This is a genomic window from Mesorhizobium sp. M7A.F.Ca.US.006.01.1.1 (genome assembly GCF_003997935.1).
Classification (GTDB): Bacteria; Pseudomonadota; Alphaproteobacteria; order Rhizobiales; family Rhizobiaceae; genus Mesorhizobium.
The window spans coordinates 1-15,373 of the sequence record NZ_RZQL01000013.1; the positions used below are offsets into that span (position 1 = coordinate 1).

General features: G+C 62.5%; 14 protein-coding genes. 8 read left to right on the forward strand and 6 right to left on the reverse strand.

Annotated elements, in window-relative coordinates:
* Positions 1-133: 133 nt before the first annotated feature.
* Positions 134-1,039 carry a LysR family transcriptional regulator gene (locus EN943_RS04290; protein WP_127411644.1) on the forward strand — a complete coding sequence of 302 codons (906 nt, stop codon included), beginning with the start codon at positions 134-136 and terminating at the stop codon, positions 1,037-1,039.
* 120 nt (positions 1,040-1,159) lie between these two features.
* Here the strand turns inward: EN943_RS04290 and EN943_RS04295 are convergent, their stop codons facing one another.
* From EN943_RS04295 to EN943_RS04305, 3 genes are all read right to left on the reverse strand, one after another.
* Entirely contained in the window at positions 1,160-2,683 is a 1,524-nt protein-coding gene (locus EN943_RS04295; RefSeq protein WP_127411645.1) for an amidohydrolase family protein, read from the reverse strand.
* 22 nt (positions 2,684-2,705) lie between these two features.
* A complete protein-coding gene (locus EN943_RS04300; protein ID WP_127411646.1) occupies positions 2,706-3,362 on the reverse strand; it encodes a flavin reductase family protein in 657 nt (218 codons plus the stop codon).
* A 99-nt stretch (positions 3,363-3,461) separates the two neighbouring features.
* On the reverse strand, positions 3,462-4,187 hold the full coding sequence (locus EN943_RS04305; protein ID WP_127411647.1) for a GntR family transcriptional regulator: 726 nt from the start codon (positions 4,185-4,187) through the stop codon (positions 3,462-3,464).
* 255 nt (positions 4,188-4,442) lie between these two features.
* On the opposite strand from EN943_RS04305, the gene EN943_RS04310 reads away from it, so the two are divergent.
* The 7 genes from EN943_RS04310 to EN943_RS04340 all read left to right on the forward strand — a co-directional run bounded on the left by EN943_RS04310 (position 4,443) and on the right by EN943_RS04340 (position 12,069).
* Positions 4,443-6,023: an ABC transporter substrate-binding protein gene (locus tag EN943_RS04310; protein ID WP_127411648.1), complete on the forward strand. Its 1,581-nt coding sequence runs from the start codon at positions 4,443-4,445 to the stop codon at positions 6,021-6,023.
* Positions 6,024-6,120: 97 nt separating this feature from the next.
* Positions 6,121-7,113, forward strand: coding sequence for an ABC transporter permease (locus EN943_RS04315; protein WP_127411649.1), 993 nt, complete (start codon positions 6,121-6,123; stop codon positions 7,111-7,113).
* Entirely contained in the window at positions 7,103-8,059 is a 957-nt protein-coding gene (locus EN943_RS04320; RefSeq protein WP_127411650.1) for an ABC transporter permease, read from the forward strand. Before EN943_RS04315 ends, EN943_RS04320 begins: the two co-directional genes overlap by 11 nt.
* A 12-nt stretch (positions 8,060-8,071) precedes the next feature.
* Positions 8,072-9,268 carry an amidohydrolase family protein gene (locus tag EN943_RS04325; RefSeq protein ID WP_127411651.1) on the forward strand — a complete coding sequence of 399 codons (1,197 nt, stop codon included), beginning with the start codon at positions 8,072-8,074 and terminating at the stop codon, positions 9,266-9,268.
* A 4-nt stretch (positions 9,269-9,272) separates the two neighbouring features.
* Entirely contained in the window at positions 9,273-10,292 is a 1,020-nt protein-coding gene (locus tag EN943_RS04330; RefSeq protein ID WP_127411652.1) for an ABC transporter ATP-binding protein, read from the forward strand.
* Positions 10,289-11,260, forward strand: a complete 972-nt coding sequence (locus EN943_RS04335) for an oligopeptide/dipeptide ABC transporter ATP-binding protein (protein ID WP_127411653.1) — start codon at positions 10,289-10,291, stop codon at positions 11,258-11,260. The genes EN943_RS04330 and EN943_RS04335 overlap by 4 nt, the downstream gene beginning before the upstream one ends.
* A 65-nt stretch (positions 11,261-11,325) precedes the next feature.
* Positions 11,326-12,069: an aspartate/glutamate racemase family protein gene (locus tag EN943_RS04340; RefSeq protein ID WP_127411654.1), complete on the forward strand. Its 744-nt coding sequence runs from the start codon at positions 11,326-11,328 to the stop codon at positions 12,067-12,069.
* A gap of 62 nt (positions 12,070-12,131) precedes the next feature.
* Here EN943_RS04340 and EN943_RS04345 read toward each other — a convergent pair whose 3' ends face one another.
* The 3 genes from EN943_RS04345 to EN943_RS04355 form a co-directional block, all read right to left on the reverse strand.
* On the reverse strand, positions 12,132-13,370 hold the full coding sequence (locus tag EN943_RS04345; protein WP_245475579.1) for an alpha-hydroxy acid oxidase: 1,239 nt from the start codon (positions 13,368-13,370) through the stop codon (positions 12,132-12,134).
* Positions 13,371-13,473: 103 nt separating this feature from the next.
* A complete protein-coding gene (locus tag EN943_RS04350) occupies positions 13,474-14,571 on the reverse strand; it encodes an isocitrate/isopropylmalate dehydrogenase family protein (protein ID WP_127411655.1) in 1,098 nt (365 codons plus the stop codon).
* A gap of 24 nt (positions 14,572-14,595) precedes the next feature.
* On the reverse strand, positions 14,596-15,339 hold the full coding sequence (locus tag EN943_RS04355; protein ID WP_127411656.1) for a glucose 1-dehydrogenase: 744 nt from the start codon (positions 15,337-15,339) through the stop codon (positions 14,596-14,598).
* Between the last annotated feature and the right edge of the window lie 34 nt (positions 15,340-15,373).

Consider the following 15,373-nt stretch of genomic DNA (forward strand, 5'->3'; position numbering starts at 1 on the left):
GCATTGTTACCCCTCGAAGCTGCCGTCTTTGCGGCGTTGCAGCATTTTTTGCGCATGCGAGGGCGTTTGTGAAATAGTAGTTTATTGATTGTCATATCAGAAAAACAGATAATGGTGCCGGGCCGGAGCGACCATGACCATCACCTTGAAACAGCTTGATTATTTTATCGCGACCGCGGAGAGCGGACAGGTCAGTCATGCCGCGGTGGAACTCAACATCTCGCAATCGGCGGTCACTGCGGCGATAAAGACGCTTGAGGCTGACCTGGGCGTACGGCTTTTGGAGCGTAACCACGCTGGCGTAAGATTGACGATGGAGGGCGCGCGGTTTCTTGAACATGCGCGTGTTATCACCGGGGCCGTCGCTGCCGCCGTCCGAAGCCCGTTGCGCGATAGGAAAGGCCTGGCGGGCAAGCTGCGGCTGGGCATGACCTACACGGTCGTCGGCTACTACATGTCGCGCCACTACGCGCGGTTTCGAAAGACCTATCCCGAGATCGAGGTCGAGGTGCTGGAATTGCCTCGAGACGCTCTCGAAAGCGGCTTGATGTGCGGGGACATCGACATGGCCGTGATGCTGGTGTCCAACCTGGAACACACCAAGGAGTTGGCGCAGGAGGTCTTGATGCGGTCGAACCGCCGGCTCTGGCTTTCGGCTGATCATCATCTGCTCGCGCGTCGGGAAATCAGCCTTACCGATGTGGCGGCGGAAGATTATGTCATGCTGACGGTGGACGAGGCACGCACGACGGCCGCCCGTTACTGGGATGCCGCGGGCCTTTCGCTCCGCGCCGTCCTTACCACCAGTTCGGTCGAAGCCGTGCGGTCACTCGTGGCTGCCGGCATGGGGGTCACTGTCCTGTCCGACATGGTTTACCGCCCGTGGTCCTTGGAGGGGCAGCGCATCGAAGTGCGCGGGCTTGTCGAGCCGATCCCCACTATGGATGTCGGCCTTGCCTGGTCGCGTGACAGATCAATCGAACCGGCAGCGGCGGCCTTCCGGGCCTTTATGTCCGTGACCATGGGCGGCGGCGGCTAACCTCCTGCCGCCAGGCAGGCGCTATGGCTCAGGCTCGCTGGTTGAGCAGCGGAGCGTGCCGCGCGCGTTGCCATAGCTTGAGCCTATACTGTTTGAGCCATCGATCGGCTTTGAGCGAACTCAAATGTTGCGCCGGTGGGCCGGTCCCGGCCTTTTTCTACAAGGTGCCTTCGGGATCACCCGGTATGCGGACGAGAAGATTTCGTTGGCCGGCGGATTGCCGAGTGTCCGCTCTGGATACTTCGCCATCAGTCTGTTGAACTGGCGCTGCGCGCGAACTGCCTCGGCGGTGTAATCCATGACTGGAATCTCGCGGTCTCGCATCACCGTTCGGCCATCGATGATCACCGTTCGCGCATCGCGTCCGCAGCCGGAAATCATCAGCGTCTGGATGGGGTCGATCACCTGGCCGAGATCGGGATTGGAGAGGTCCCATACAACCATGTCAGCGCGGCAGTCGGGTGCAAGCCGGCCGAGATCTGCACGCCCGAGCGCATCCGCGCCGCCCACGGTGGCGGCATCGAAATAGTCCTCGGCCCGGCAGGCCTGAGCCTCGCCTTCGACGAAGCGGCAGATCATCAGGCCTGTCTGCATGTTGAGGAGCATGTCCGGTGGGGACGTGTCGGTGCCCAATCCGATGCGAAGGCCGCGCTTGCGGTATGTCTTGAAGCTTTCAAGACCGTCGCCGAAGCGGGCGGCGACCAGCGGGCAATGCACGATGATCGAGCCTTTCTCCGCGATGATGTCGAGATCGCGGCCCGGCTCCGGCACGAATCGCGATGGGCTGACGAACGTTCCATGCGGCAGCAGTGTTTTCTCGGTCAGGAAATCGAGGCTTTGCAGCCATTCGATCGAAGTCATGCCGTGCAGGCGGCGCACGGTTTCGCGCTCGAAGCCGCCCTGGCAGCAATGCAGGCGGACAGGCACGCCCAGATCGCGGCCGGCGGCGGCGGTGCGCCGCAGAAGTTCGGCGGTGCAGGTCTCGATGCGGTCGGGCGCCAGCATGGTGCGGACAAGGCCTCCGTTCCGGCCCTCGAGCCGCTCGCAGAACGTGACCGCGTCATCCAGCCCCGCAAGGCCACGCGGCTCGTCGAAGAAAAACTCGACCTTGCCTTCTTCGACGATGAATGGATTGCCGGTGCGGTAGGCGGGGCCGAGATAGACGCGCAGTCCAAGATCCGCCGCCGCGTCGGCCGCGCCCTCGAATTCCTCCACCGTCTCGCCCCATTGGCGGTAGTAGAGCGAAGCGATCGGCAGCGCGGTCGTGACGCCGTTTCGGATAAGCCGCGCAAAGGCATGGCGTTTCTGGAACACCAACTCCTCAGGCGAGTACATCTCGTAAGGGCCGGCATCCATGTAGGTTTTCGGCCAGACGCGGCCCTTGGCCCAGGCCGGGTGGTTGTCGAATGACAGGATCGTCGTGTCGAGGTCGGACAGCGCATCGAGATCGATGAACCCCGGCGCGATCAGCGCCTGCCCGCAGTCCACGCGCTCGTCGACCTCACCGGAAAAATCGTGGCCGACAAACAGGACCGTTGCGCCTTCGTAGACAATTTGCCCACCGGGCAGCAGAGTGTGCCGGCCGTCTTCATGGCCTACGACCCAGTCGGCGGTCATCAGTATGCGCTTGCTGGGCGAAGTCATGGCAGCGGTCTCCTCCTCCATCTCATTCGGCGGCCCCTGGCATGCGTTTACGCTCTTCCCATTGCGCGACGCTCATGGTTGGAAGGTCGAAGGTTTCGCGCGATAGGGAATAGCCATGGCCGCCCATGCGGCCGATGGCGTCGAGACCCATCGGATCGATATGCAGGCGCTGGTTGATGATGTCGGAGCGGATGTGGGCCGCGACGACTTCGCCCAGTATGATCTCGCGCGAATTTCCGAGGCCGAGAGTCATGTGGCGCCGGCATTCGAACGCAGCCGGCGATTCGGCGATGCGGGGTACCGCGATTTTCGTTCCGGCAACGGCCGTCAGTCCTGCCTCGGCGAGTTCGTCGACATTGGGGGCAAACGGCACGGCACAGACGTTCATGGCGTCCAGCATGGCGCTCGATACGATGTTGACGGTGAACACGCCGGTCGCCCTGACGTTCCACGCCGTGTCCTTGAAGGACATGTCGTCGTGGTTCTCGACCCCGAGCGCGAGGATCGCCGGCTCCGCGGAAAGGCAATTGAAGAAACTGACAGGCGCGGCATTGACGCGCCCTTCGGTATCGACGGTGGTTACCAGTGCGATCGGCCGCGGCACCACGGCACCGATGAGGATCTTGTATTTCTCGCGTTCCGTAAGACGCGTGAAATCGAACGTCGTCTCAGTTGTCATGGCGGTTCTCGGGGCAGGGGAAAGGGCTGGCGGCAGGGTCGAAGCCCGGCCGTCCGGCGTGAATGCGCAACGTGCCGGCAAGCGTGCCGGCGGCTTTGTCTATTTCACGGCTGCCCGATAGTCGGAAAGCAGATCCTTCAGGTCGCGCTCGCGCGCCGGCTTGAGGTCGAGCAGGCCTCGGGTTGCCACCGCCATCAGGTGCTCGTCCATGATCCTTACAGCAGTCGCTTCGTCGCCGCGCACCAGTGCGTCGATGATCATCTGGTGTTCGTTGACCGCGCACTCCGACGAATGCGGCCGGCCATAAAGCGCGAGTATCAGCGAGCAGCGTGAGGTAACTTCCGCCACGTAGCGGATGAGGAGCTCGTTTCCGGTCATATCTGCCAGCAAGGCATGGAACTCGCCGGCCAACCGGATCGATTCCGGCCCGTCGCGGCCCTGCGCCTGTTCTTCGGCCGCGACATGGGTACGCAATTTCTCCGCCTGCGCCAAGGTCAAACGACCCGCCAGCGTTTCGATCACCGTTCGCTCCAGGCCGCGCCTTACCTGAAAGACGCCACGCGCCTCGCCGATGCTCGGCGAGGCCACGGTCGCACGCTTGTTCGGCTGCTGCGAAACAAGGCCTTCGACAGTCAGTCGGCCAAGAACGCTGCGCACCACCGTACGGCTGACCCCGAAACTCTCGCCGACCGAGTCCTCGGGAAGCTTCGTTCCCGGCGCCAACGCCTGCTCGATGATCGCGCGCCGCAGCGCCTGATAGACGCCGTCCGCGAGATTGCCGGCACGGCTGGGGCGCTTGGTTGGCAGGGAATTCTGAATGGTCATGGCGGGCCGATTTATCAACTTGGCATGAGTGGGTGTCAATCATGGTTTCCTCAAAGTTGGGACAGAAGCGAGTCCAAAATGTTTTCTCTTGCATCACTAAACAGTATACACTAGCGTAAATCAAGTGGATACAGATTGCATAATAAATAATCACAAGCTGCCTAAAGCGAGTGCAATCGAGGGGAAACGCCGAGCAGATTGGCATCAATGGCATTCGTGAACACAAAGTTTCTGGTTCCAAATGGAGAGGCCCGCATGAAATCGCTTTTGAGGACGTCGGTCGCCGCAGTCGTGGCGTTGACGCTGACAACGTTCTCGGCCGCCGCCGAGAACGTGCTGAAATGGGGAGCGCAGCGCGACGTGGTTTCGCTCGACCCCTATTCGTATGGTGACACCTTCACCATTGCCGTGCTGAACCACGTCTATGAAGGGCTGGTGCGCTACGACGAGAAGCTGCAGATCGCGCCGGCGCTTGCAACGTCGTGGGAAGTCGTGTCGCCAACGGTCTGGCGATTTCATTTGCGCGAAGGGGTGAAATTCCACAACGGCGCGCCGTTCACGGCCGACGACGTGGTCGCCTCGCTGACCCGCGTCAGCGATCCGGCCTCGCCGTTGCGGGGCAATCTGCCCGCCTACAAGAGCGCGACCAAGGTCGACGACTATACGGTCGAGATCAACACGACGCCGAACTATCCGCTATTGCTCAACGATCTCACCAACATCGTCATCTTCGACAAGGAGTGGCTGGTCGCCAACCACGCCGAAGCGCCGACGGATGTAGGCAAGGGTGTCGAGGGTTATGCGACGTCACATGCAAACGGCACCGGTCCCTTCAAGATCGTGTCGCGCAAGCCGGACGCCGAGACCGTGTTCGAGGTCAACAAGGACTGGTGGGACAAGCCCAAGCACAACATCGACAAGATCGTCTTCACCCCGATCGCGTCCTCCGCCACACGGGTGGCCGCCCTTCTGTCGGGCGAGATCGACTTCACCAACTCCGCGCCGCTGCAGGATATTCCTCGTCTTCAGGCATCGCCTGACATCAAGGTGTTGGCGAGCAATGAACTGCGGACCGTGTTCTTTCTCTTCAATCGCACCGACAAGACGATCGCCTCGGATGTCACGGACAAGAATCCGATGAACGACATCAAGGTCCGGCAGGCCATGTACCAGTCCATCGACATCGATGCCTTGCAGAAGAAGGTAATGCGCGGGCTGTCCCGCAACACCGGGTCGCTGATCGCCCCGGCCATTCCGGGTTATGTCGATGCGTTGGACTCGCGCTTGCCCTACGATCCGGATGCCGCCAAGAAACTGCTTGCGGAGGCCGGGTATCCCAATGGCTTCTCCTTCTCCTTCGTCTGCGAGAATGACGGTTACGTCAACGAGGAGGAAATCTGCCAGGCGGTATCGTCCATGTGGGCCCGTGTCGGCCTGAAGGCCAATCTCGACGTCGCGCCTACCAGCCTGCAGACGGCAAAATTCGAGAGCGGCAAGTTCGATGTCGGCATTCTCGGCTGGGCCAACGAGCCGATGATCGACAGTTTCTCGATCCTCGTGCAGGTCGTCCACTCCAAGATCGGCACTTCGGGCGTCTTCAACTGGGGCGGGTGGAAATATCCCGAGGTCGATGCGCTGATCGACAGCGCCGGCAAGGAACTGGACCGTGAAAAGCGCCTCGGATTCCAGACGCAGGCCCTGACGAAGGTCAAGGACGATATCGCCTTCCTGCCGCTGCACCAGCAGCCAATGGCATGGGCGATGGGTCCCAAGATCGAGAGCATCGTCCAGCTCACCGACAACAAGCCGCGCTTCTGGCTTACGATGATGAAGTGACCTGAAGCTCCTCGCCGGGAAACCGGCATGGATCGTGCATAGAGAAACTCCGGGCCATGCCCGGAGTTTGCCCAAACCGCGTCGGGAGACGGCAGTCATGCTCGCCATCATCGTCAAGCGCATCGGCAATGCGGCCTTGGTCATGCTTGTGGTCGCTTTCATCGCCTTCATGATCTTCCAGTTCCTGGGTGACCCGGTGCAGCTCATGCTGAACTCCCAGGCGACCCAAGGCGATCGTGATGCATTGCGGATCCGGCTTGGCCTCGACCAACCGGTCATCATGCAGTTCTTCACCTTTGTCGTTCGCGCGCTGCACGGGGACTTCGGCGTCTCCTTCCGCAATCAGCGAGAGGTGATGTCGCTGATCGCCGAGCGCTTCCCGGCAACCTTTGAGCTGGTCATGGTGTCGACCGTGCTGGCGCTGCTTGTCGGCATTCCGCTTGGTGTGTTTGCAGCGATCAACCCGAAGAACCTGGCGGCCCGCATGGCTCGCATGGTCTCCATGATCGGCATCTCGGTGCCGGCCTTTGTCATCGGCATCGTGCTCATCCTGGTGTTTTCGGTCCAACTCGGCTGGTTACCCGCCTTCGGCCGGGGCGAAGTCGTGCAATTCGGCACCTGGTCGACCGGATTGCTGACGCCGTCGGGACGGCTCGCGCTGATCATGCCGAGCATTTCGCTGGCGCTGTTCCAGATCTCCTTCATCATGCGGCTGGTCACCGCCGAAATGCTCGAAGTCCTGCGGACCGATTATATCAAATTCGCCCGGGCACGCGGCCTGCCCGACCGCAGCGTGCATTTTCGTCACGCGTTGAAGAACTGCATGATGCCGGTGGTCACCATGACCGGGATGATGATCGGTGACCTGATCGCCTTCGCGCTGGTGACCGAAACCGTCTTTCAGTGGCCGGGCATGGGCCTGCTGTTCGTGCAGGCCGTCATGTTCATCGATATTCCGGTGATGGCGGCCTATCTGATGATCGTCTCCGTCATCTTCATCACGCTGAACACGATTGTCGATTTCGTCTATCTCGCCGTCGATCCGCGCTTGCGGCAGGCGGGAGGCGGAGGGGGTGGCCATGTCCGTTGAAACGCAGACTTCGAAAACGCCCGGCACGCCGCGATTTGCGCGCCTGAAGTCCTTTCTCGATGGCGACCTTGCTCATGGCTTCTTCCACACCCCGTCAGCGGTCATCGCGGCGCTGGTGCTTCTTGTCATTGCGCTGACGGCGATAGCCGCACCGCTGTTGTCGCCGCAGAACCCCTATGATTTGACACAGCTCTACCTCGACAAAGCCGAACTGCCGCCGATCTGGTCGGCCGGCGGCGAAGCGCCATACCTGCTCGGCACCGACGTGCAAGGGCGCGACATCTTTTCCGCCATCCTGTACGGCTCGCGAATCTCGCTGATGATCGGCTTTGCCAGTGTCATCGTCTCGGTGCTCATCGGCATTACCGTGGGACTCACATCCGGCTATATTGGCGGTCGTATCGACAATTTTCTGATGCGCTTCGGCGATCTGGTCCTGTCGATCCCGACGCTGCTCGTCGCCATACTGGTCAGCGCGATCTTTCGCCAACTGCTGCCCATTTCGCTGCGCGATGCCTTCACGCCGGTCATCCTGACCACCTCGATAGCCATCACATCCTGGGTGCAATACGCCCGCATCGTGCGCGCCTCGACAATGGTGGAGGCACGCAAGGAATACGTGCTTGCGGCCCGTATCCTCCAGTTGCCTTCCAGCAAGATCATGATCTCTCACATCTTGCCAAACGTGATGACGGCGGTGCTGGTGACGGCGACGCTCAATCTCGGCCTTGCCATCCTCGCCGAGGCGACCCTGTCCTTTCTGGGCGTCGGCATGCCAGTCACGCAGCCTTCCCTCGGCACGCTTATCCGCATCGGCAATCAGTACTTCTTCTCGGGAAGCTGGTGGGTGGTGCTTTTCCCGGCGCTGCAGCTCAGCCTGATCATCCTTGCCGTCAACCTGCTTGGCGACTGGCTGCGCGACGCCCTCAACCCGAAACTTCGTTGAAAGGCCCGACCAATGACCGAAACCACCATCGTGAAGAATGTGCGGCCCTGGGGTGGCACGGCAATCGACGTGACGATCGCCGCCGGCCGTATCACGGGGCTCGGACCGGCAACGGTCTGGAACGACGCGAAAGTCATCGACGGTGCTGGCGCAATCCTGCTTCCGGGCTTCGTCGAAGCGCACACCCATCTCGACAAGACGCTCTACGGTATGGCGTGGAACCCGAACAATGTCGGCTCGACCCTGGTCGAGAAGATCACCAACGAGCGCGATTCGAAGAGCCGGCTTGGCCTCGACCCGGCGCGTCAATCGGCAAGGCAGGTTGCGCTGTCGGTCGCGCATGGCACGACCCACATCCGCAGCCATGTCGACATCGACACCGAACATGGTCTGAAGGGCGTGCTCGGCGTCATGGAGACACGCGAAAAATACGCCGATGTCATCGACCTCGAGATCGTCGCCTTCCCACAGTCGGGTATGCTGATCCGGCAGGGCACGAAAGAACTGATGGACGAGGCGCTGGCGCTTGGCGCCGACGTCGTCGGCGGCCTCGATCCTTGTTCGATGGACCTCGACCCGAAAAACCATCTCGACGTGATTTTCGGCCTTGCCGAAAAGCACGGCAAGCCGATCGACATCCATCTGCACGAGCTTGGCGAACTCGGCGCATTCTCGATGCGGCTTATCATCGATCGGGCACGCGCTCATGCGATGAGCGGCAAGGTGACCGTGAGCCACGCCTTCTGCCTTGGCCACAATGATTACCTTGCCGTTGGCAGGTTGCTCGAACAACTGGCCGAGGCCGGCATCGCCATCATGACCACCGGGCCGGCCGGCTATCCATGCCCGCCGCTGATCCGCACGCTCGACGCGGGCATAACGGTCTGTTCCGGCTCCGACGGCATCCGTGACTGCTGGAGCCCCTATGGCAATGCCGACATGCTGGAGCGCGCTATTTTCCTTGGCATGCGCAACGACCTCGATCGCGACGCGGATCTTCGCCGCGCCGTCGAAGTGGTCACGACGGGCGGCGCCACCGTGATGGGGGTCGAAGGCTACGGGCTCGGCATCGGAGACGTGGCCGATCTTGTCCTGATCGAAGGCGAGACGCTGGCCGAGGCCGTGGTTTCGCGTCGAAACCGGCCGTTGGTCATGAAGCGCGGCAAAGTTGTTGCCCGCGATGGCGCGGCACTTTTCGCAACGGAGTAGAGAAATGCGCGCCGCGCCGCTTCCCAACGATAGGCCGGACACCGGGCCGGTGCTCGACATTCGCGATCTTGTCGTGGAGTTCCCGACGCGCCGTGGTGTGCTGACGGCGATCCGTGGCGTGTCCATCACTGTCGGGCGTGGCGAAATCCTGGGCATCGTCGGCGAATCCGGAGCGGGAAAATCGCTCACCGGTGCTGCCGTCATCGGCCTGCTGGAGCCGCCGGGTCGCATCGCCAGCGGCGAAATCCGCGTCGGCGGCCGCCGCATCGACAATCTGCCGAAGCGCGAGATGATGGCGCTCCGCGGCAAGACCATCGGTGCGATCTTCCAGGATCCGCTGACCTCACTCAACCCGCTCCTTACCGTAGGTGACCAGTTGGTCGAAACGATACGCTGCCACCTGCAATTATCGCGGGCCGAGGCCACCAGGCGCGCGATCGATCTGCTGAACGAGGTCGGTATCCCTTCGGCGGAATTGCGGCTCCGGCAATATCCGCACCAGTTTTCAGGCGGGATGCGCCAGCGCGTGGTGATCGCGCTGGCGCTCGCCGGCGAACCAGACCTCGTCGTCGCCGACGAGCCGACCACGGCTCTGGATGTCTCGATTCAGGCACAGATCACCGCGCTGCTGAAACGCATCTGCCGCGACAGGGGAACCGCCGTGATGCTGGTTACCCACGACATGGGCGTGATCGCGGAAACCGCCGACCGCGTGGCGGTAATGTATGCCGGCCGCATCGTCGAAATCGGGCCGGTCGATGACATCATCCGGCGGCCGCAACATCCCTACACGCGCGGATTGATCGGCTCGATCCCGAGCCTGGTGACGCGTCACGAGCGTCTCGTTCAGATTGACGGCGCGATGCCGCGTCTGAATTCCATGCCGCCCGGCTGTGCATTCCATCCGCGCTGCGTTCTGGCGGATATGCGCTGCCGTACCGCTCTGCCGCCCTTGCAGAAAAACGTCTCCGGCATGGCTGCTTGTTGGACCCTTGCCGCCGGCAATGCCGTGGAGGCGGCATGACAAACGCGCTCGCCAAGCCGACGCTGCGGGTCGACGACGTCGCCTGCTTCTTCGATGTCTCGCCCTCCTGGTTCGACCGCACGGTGATGCGCAAGCCGCAACGCACGCTCAAGGCGGTCGACGGCCTGAGTTTTGTGATCCCCCGCGGCACCACGTTTTCGATCGTCGGCGAATCCGGCTGTGGGAAGTCGACGTTGGCGCGCTTGGTGGTCGGACTGTATCAGCCGACGCGCGGTACGCTTTCGTTTGCGAACGGCAGCGGTCGCGATGGCTTCGTGCGCACCCAGATGATCTTCCAGGATCCCTTCGCCAGCCTCAATCCGCGTTGGCGCGTAGGCGCCATCATCGCCGAGCCAATCAAGCAAATGGGTTTGCGCCCCTCGGGCGCGGAGACGCAGGCACGCGTCAGACAATTGCTGGAGACGGTCGGACTTTCCGGTCAGGATTCCAACCGCTATCCGCACGAATTCTCCGGTGGCCAGCGCCAGCGCATCTCTATCGCCCGGGCATTGGCTGCCGAACCTGAGTTTCTGGTCTGTGACGAGCCGACCTCGGCTCTCGATGTGTCGGTGCAGGCGCAGATCCTCAATCTGCTCAAAGACCTGCAGCGTGAACTCGGCCTCACCTATCTGTTCATCAGCCACAATCTAGCGGCCGTACGCCATGTGTCGGACCGTGTCGCCGTCATGTATCTCGGCCGGATCGTGGAGGAAGCCGCAACCGATGAAATCTTCGAGCGGCCGCAACATCCCTACACGCGCTTCCTGCTCGATACCGTGCCCAATCTCGATCGCCCAAACCGCGATCGCATGCCGACGAGTGTCGACCTGCCGAGCCCAATCGATCCGCCGCCTGGCTGCGCCTACAATCCGCGCTGTCCGCTGGCTACCGATATCTGCCGGACTGCCGCACCCGAATCCCGCCCTGTCGGCGGCACATTGGTGCGTTGCCATCATGCGATCGCCTAGCGCGATGCTCGCTGGGCAGGACCAAAGCCGTCTGGATCATCGCTGCATGGAAGTGGGGTAACGCCTTGCGTATTCTCATCGTCAATCCCAACACCACCGCCAGCATGACCGCGACGATCGCCAAGGCTGCATCCGCGGTCGCGGCCGGACCGACCGAGATACTGGCCGCCACGTCCAGCATGGGTCCAGCTTCTATCGAAGGTTATTACGACGAGGCGCTGGCTGTGCCAGGTCTGCTTCAGGAAATCGCCCATGGTGAGCGCAATGGCGCCGACGCTGCGATAATCGCCTGCTTCGACGATACCGGCCTTGATGCCGCACGAGCGCTCGCCAGCATTCCGGTTATCGGCATTTGCGAAGCCGCGTTGATGACCGCAGCTTTCATCGCGCAGCGTTTTACCGTGGTGACAACCATGGAACGCTCCCGGGTACCGCTCGAGGGACTGGTGCAGCGTTACGGGATGGACGGCAAGGCAAAAGTGCGCGCGGCTGATATTCCAGTGCTGTCGCTTGAGGATCCCGCATCGGACGCGACATCGAAGCTCAGAAGCGAGATTGCTCGCGCACTCTCCGAGGACCGCGCTGAAGCGATCGTGCTCGGCTGCGCCGGCATGGCCGATCTTGCATACGAGCTTCGCCATGAATTCGGCGTGCCTGTGATCGATGGCGTGGCGGCGGCTGTGAAACAGGCCGAGGCATTGGTGGCGTTGGGGTTGAGCACGTCAAAACGAGGGGCATATGCTTATCCCCTGTCTAAACCCTATGCCGGTGTGCTCTCGTCATTTGCCCCGGCAGCTTTGGCTCTTTGACGGATAGAGCGCCAAGGACTTCTGAAAACTCTATGCCAAAGGGCCGGTTCACGCCGGTCTCGTCATCGTCCCTCAGGTTGCTCTCGATGGTAGTGGTGGCGACGAGCGAGGTTTTCCGTACCCAAGCCGCCCTCGACCAAGCGTGAGCACTCGTCTTGGCGCTGCACTATCATTTCTGATCCCGCTTCCTGAAAACGGGGGATCCCGCAGAGCCTGAGGCAAGTCGCCACTTCGTCCAGGATGATATCCAGTGCCTTGGCCACGCCGGGCTCGCCAGCCACTGCGCCGAACAGGGCGGCCCGGCCGATCGCCGCGACGGTGGCGCCGCGTGCCTTGGCCTTGATGATGTCCGTGCCCGTGCGGATACCGGAATCGATGAGGATCGGGACTTGGGCGCCAAGTGCCTGACGGATGGCGGGCAGGGCATCGATGCTCGATATAGCACCGTCGAGCTGGCGGCCTCCATGGTTGGACACCCAGATGCCATCGGCACCAGCCGCCCCCAGTCGCGACGCATCGCCAGGGTGCAGGACGCCCTTGACCAGCAGCCGGCCTTTCCACCAGTCGCGGATCTGGCGGAAATCGTCCCAGTCGAAACCTGCATGGAGGCTGCCGCCGACACGCGCGGCGATCGTCAGGCCGGCGCTGTTGTCACCGAGATAGCCGCGGACGTTCTCGAACTGGGGCAGACCGCCGCGCAGCAGGCGCAGCGACCAGCCGGGATGAAGCATGCCCTCCCAGAGGTGCCGGGCCGAAGGCCGCAGTGGGATGGATATGCCGTTCCTAAGATCCTTTTCGCGCTTGCCCCCGGCTTGCAGATCAACGGTCACCACCAGCGTCGAATAACCAAATTCTTCCGCCCGCCTCACCAACTGGCGATTGAAGTCGAAATCCTTGAGCACATAAAGCTGGAACCACAGCGGCCCCTGTACGGCTCGTGCCATGCCTTCGATGCTGGCCGTGGCCATGGTGGAGAGCGTGTAGGGGATGCCGCGAGCGGTTGCCGCCCTCGCGATGGCAATGTCGGCTCCGGGCCTGACCAGCGCGCAGGAGCCCATCGGACTGATCACCAGCGGTGTTGGCAAGGTCTCGGACCAGAGCGTCGTGGAAACGTTCGGATGCGAAACATCGGTAAGCACGCGCGGCAAAAGTCTGATCTTTTCGAAATCGGTTCGATTGGCGTTGAGGGTGAGTTCTTGCCCCGCCCCGCCATCGATGAATTCGAAGATGGATTTCGGCAGGCGACGACGGGCAAGCCTGCGAAAGTCCTCGACCGAAACCTGGCGATCGAGAACGCCCATCTCAAGCCTCGCCCTCATGCCCGTCGGCAATGAATATCCGGCACATGAGCGTCTGGCCGACCTTGCGAGGTCCAACAAGATCCATCTTCACCTTGGTCATCAGTCACGCCGCTGCCGCGAGCCGGTCGCAGACCGAAAGGGTTATCTCGCTGGTCGACGCCCTGCCTTTCAGGTCGGCGCTCAGAAGCCCGTTGGCCAGGCAGTCCTCGGTCACGCGACGGATGCGCGCTGCGGCCTGGTTGAGCCTCTCGTCGCCATGCTTGTGGCCGAGCCAGTCGAGCATCGAGGCTGCCGACAGGATCGTCCCATACGGATTGGCGATACCCTGGCCGGCAATGTCGGGCGCCGAGCCGTGCGCGGCCTGGAAGAAGCCGTTGGCCGCGCCGATCTCGGCTGAAGGCGCCATGCCCATCCCGCCTACCGTCGCGGCGCCGAGGTCGGACAGGATGTCGCCGAACATGTTCTCGCTGACGATGACGTTGAAATGACCCGGTTTCAGCACGAGATGCATCGCCATGGCGTCGACCAGCGCGTGCTCGGTCGCGATATCGGGATAGTCCTTCGCCACTTCGTCGAAGACGGAGCGGAAGAAGGCATAGCTGCGCAGCACGTTGGCCTTGTCGCAGCAGGTGACCCGGCGCACGCCGTCACGGGGCGCGCCGCCCGACTGGCGCGCCAGTTCGAAGGCCTTGCGTGCGATGCGCTCGATGCCGGAGCGGGTCTGCACCAGCGTGTCGACCGCCACTTCGCCGCGCAACAGCGCGCCCGATCCCCGCGCGGCGTAAAGCCCTTCGCTGTTCTCGCGCAAGATGATGTAGTCGATATCGCCGGCCTTCACTCCGCTCAACGGGCTCGGCACGCCCTCGAAGAGCCTGACGGGGCGGATGTTGGCATAGAGATCGAGTTCGAAGCGCAGCCTCAGCGTGAAATCCAGGCCTGCTTCGGTTCCATCGGGATGGACGACGCCCGGCAAGCCGCCCGCACCGTGCAGGATGGCGTCCGCCGCGCGGCAGGCCTGGAAGGTCGGCTCGGGAAAGCTCTGGCCGGTCTTCAGGAAATGCTCGGCTCCGGCCGGGTATTCGCTGAAGTGCAAGGGGTTGCCGGGACCGAGCGCTGCTTTCACCACTTGAATCGCCGCGGCGCAGACTTCCGGGCCGATGCCGTCGCCATGCACCACGGCGATTTCGTAGACAGGCTTCATCGCCAACTCCCAAATGTCTAACGCTCAGATGCACTTGCCGCCGTCGACATTGAGGTCGACGCCGGTGATCATGCTGGCCTCGTCGGAGCACAGGAATGCTGCGGCGTTGCCCATGTCCGCGGGCGTAGACAGTCTGCCGATCGGAATGGTGGCGACGACGCGGGCGCGGTTCTCTTCGCCGGAGCCGATGAAGGTGGACAGAAGTGGCGTGTCGCCGGCAACCGGGTTGATGGCGTTGACGCGGATGCCGAAGGGGGCGAGTTCCACGGCCATGGCCCGGGTGGCGGCAATCGCCCAGCCCTTGGAAGCATTGTACCAGGTCAAATTCGGGCGCGGCGAGACGCCGCCGGTGGAGGCGACGTTGAGGATGGCGCCCGATTTGATGGATTTGAAATGCGCAACGACCGCGCGGGCGCCATTGTAGATGGATCGCATGTTGACGTTGGCGATCCGGTCGAACATCTCTTCGTCCATCGTCTCGAGCGCCAAGGGCGGCTGGGCCACGCCGGCATTGTTGACCAGTATGTCGAGACCGCCAAAGGCCGAGCGGGCAAGGTCTGCCGCCGCTTCGAAGCTTCCGAGTGTCGAGACGTCGCCCGTGATTGGCCGCACATTTTCGCCGACTTCGGCAGCAACGCGGGCCGCGGCCGCCTCATCACGGTCCATCAACACGACCAGCGCACCTTCGGTGACGAATTTTCTGACGATGCCTTCGCCAAATCCCGAACCGCCGCCCGTGACGACAGCGACCTTGCCAGCAAGTCTCATATCTGTTCCTCCGTTGCCGGCACCATCGGGGAAG

Bases quoted from the DNA above. Each gene is read 5' to 3' on its own strand.
- EN943_RS04300 (WP_127411646.1), bottom strand. From the start codon at position 3,362: ATGACAACTGAGACGACGTTCGATTTCACGCGTCTTACGGAACGCGAG.
- EN943_RS04315 (WP_127411649.1), top strand. From the start codon at position 6,121: ATGCTCGCCATCATCGTCAAGCGCATCGGCAATGCGGCCTTGGTCATG.
- EN943_RS04320 (WP_127411650.1), top strand. From the start codon at position 7,103: ATGTCCGTTGAAACGCAGACTTCGAAAACGCCCGGCACGCCGCGATTT.
- EN943_RS04295 (WP_127411645.1), bottom strand. From the start codon at position 2,683: ATGACTTCGCCCAGCAAGCGCATACTGATGACCGCCGACTGGGTCGTA.
- EN943_RS04325 (WP_127411651.1), top strand. From the start codon at position 8,072: ATGACCGAAACCACCATCGTGAAGAATGTGCGGCCCTGGGGTGGCACG.
- EN943_RS04335 (WP_127411653.1), top strand. From the start codon at position 10,289: ATGACAAACGCGCTCGCCAAGCCGACGCTGCGGGTCGACGACGTCGCC.
- EN943_RS04310 (WP_127411648.1), top strand. From the start codon at position 4,443: ATGAAATCGCTTTTGAGGACGTCGGTCGCCGCAGTCGTGGCGTTGACG.
- EN943_RS04350 (WP_127411655.1), bottom strand. From the start codon at position 14,571: ATGAAGCCTGTCTACGAAATCGCCGTGGTGCATGGCGACGGCATCGGC.
- EN943_RS04355 (WP_127411656.1), bottom strand. From the start codon at position 15,339: ATGAGACTTGCTGGCAAGGTCGCTGTCGTCACGGGCGGCGGTTCGGGA.
- EN943_RS04330 (WP_127411652.1), top strand. From the start codon at position 9,273: ATGCGCGCCGCGCCGCTTCCCAACGATAGGCCGGACACCGGGCCGGTG.
- EN943_RS04345 (WP_245475579.1), bottom strand. From the start codon at position 13,370: ATGGGCGTTCTCGATCGCCAGGTTTCGGTCGAGGACTTTCGCAGGCTT.
- EN943_RS04305 (WP_127411647.1), bottom strand. From the start codon at position 4,187: ATGACCATTCAGAATTCCCTGCCAACCAAGCGCCCCAGCCGTGCCGGC.
- EN943_RS04290 (WP_127411644.1), top strand. From the start codon at position 134: ATGACCATCACCTTGAAACAGCTTGATTATTTTATCGCGACCGCGGAG.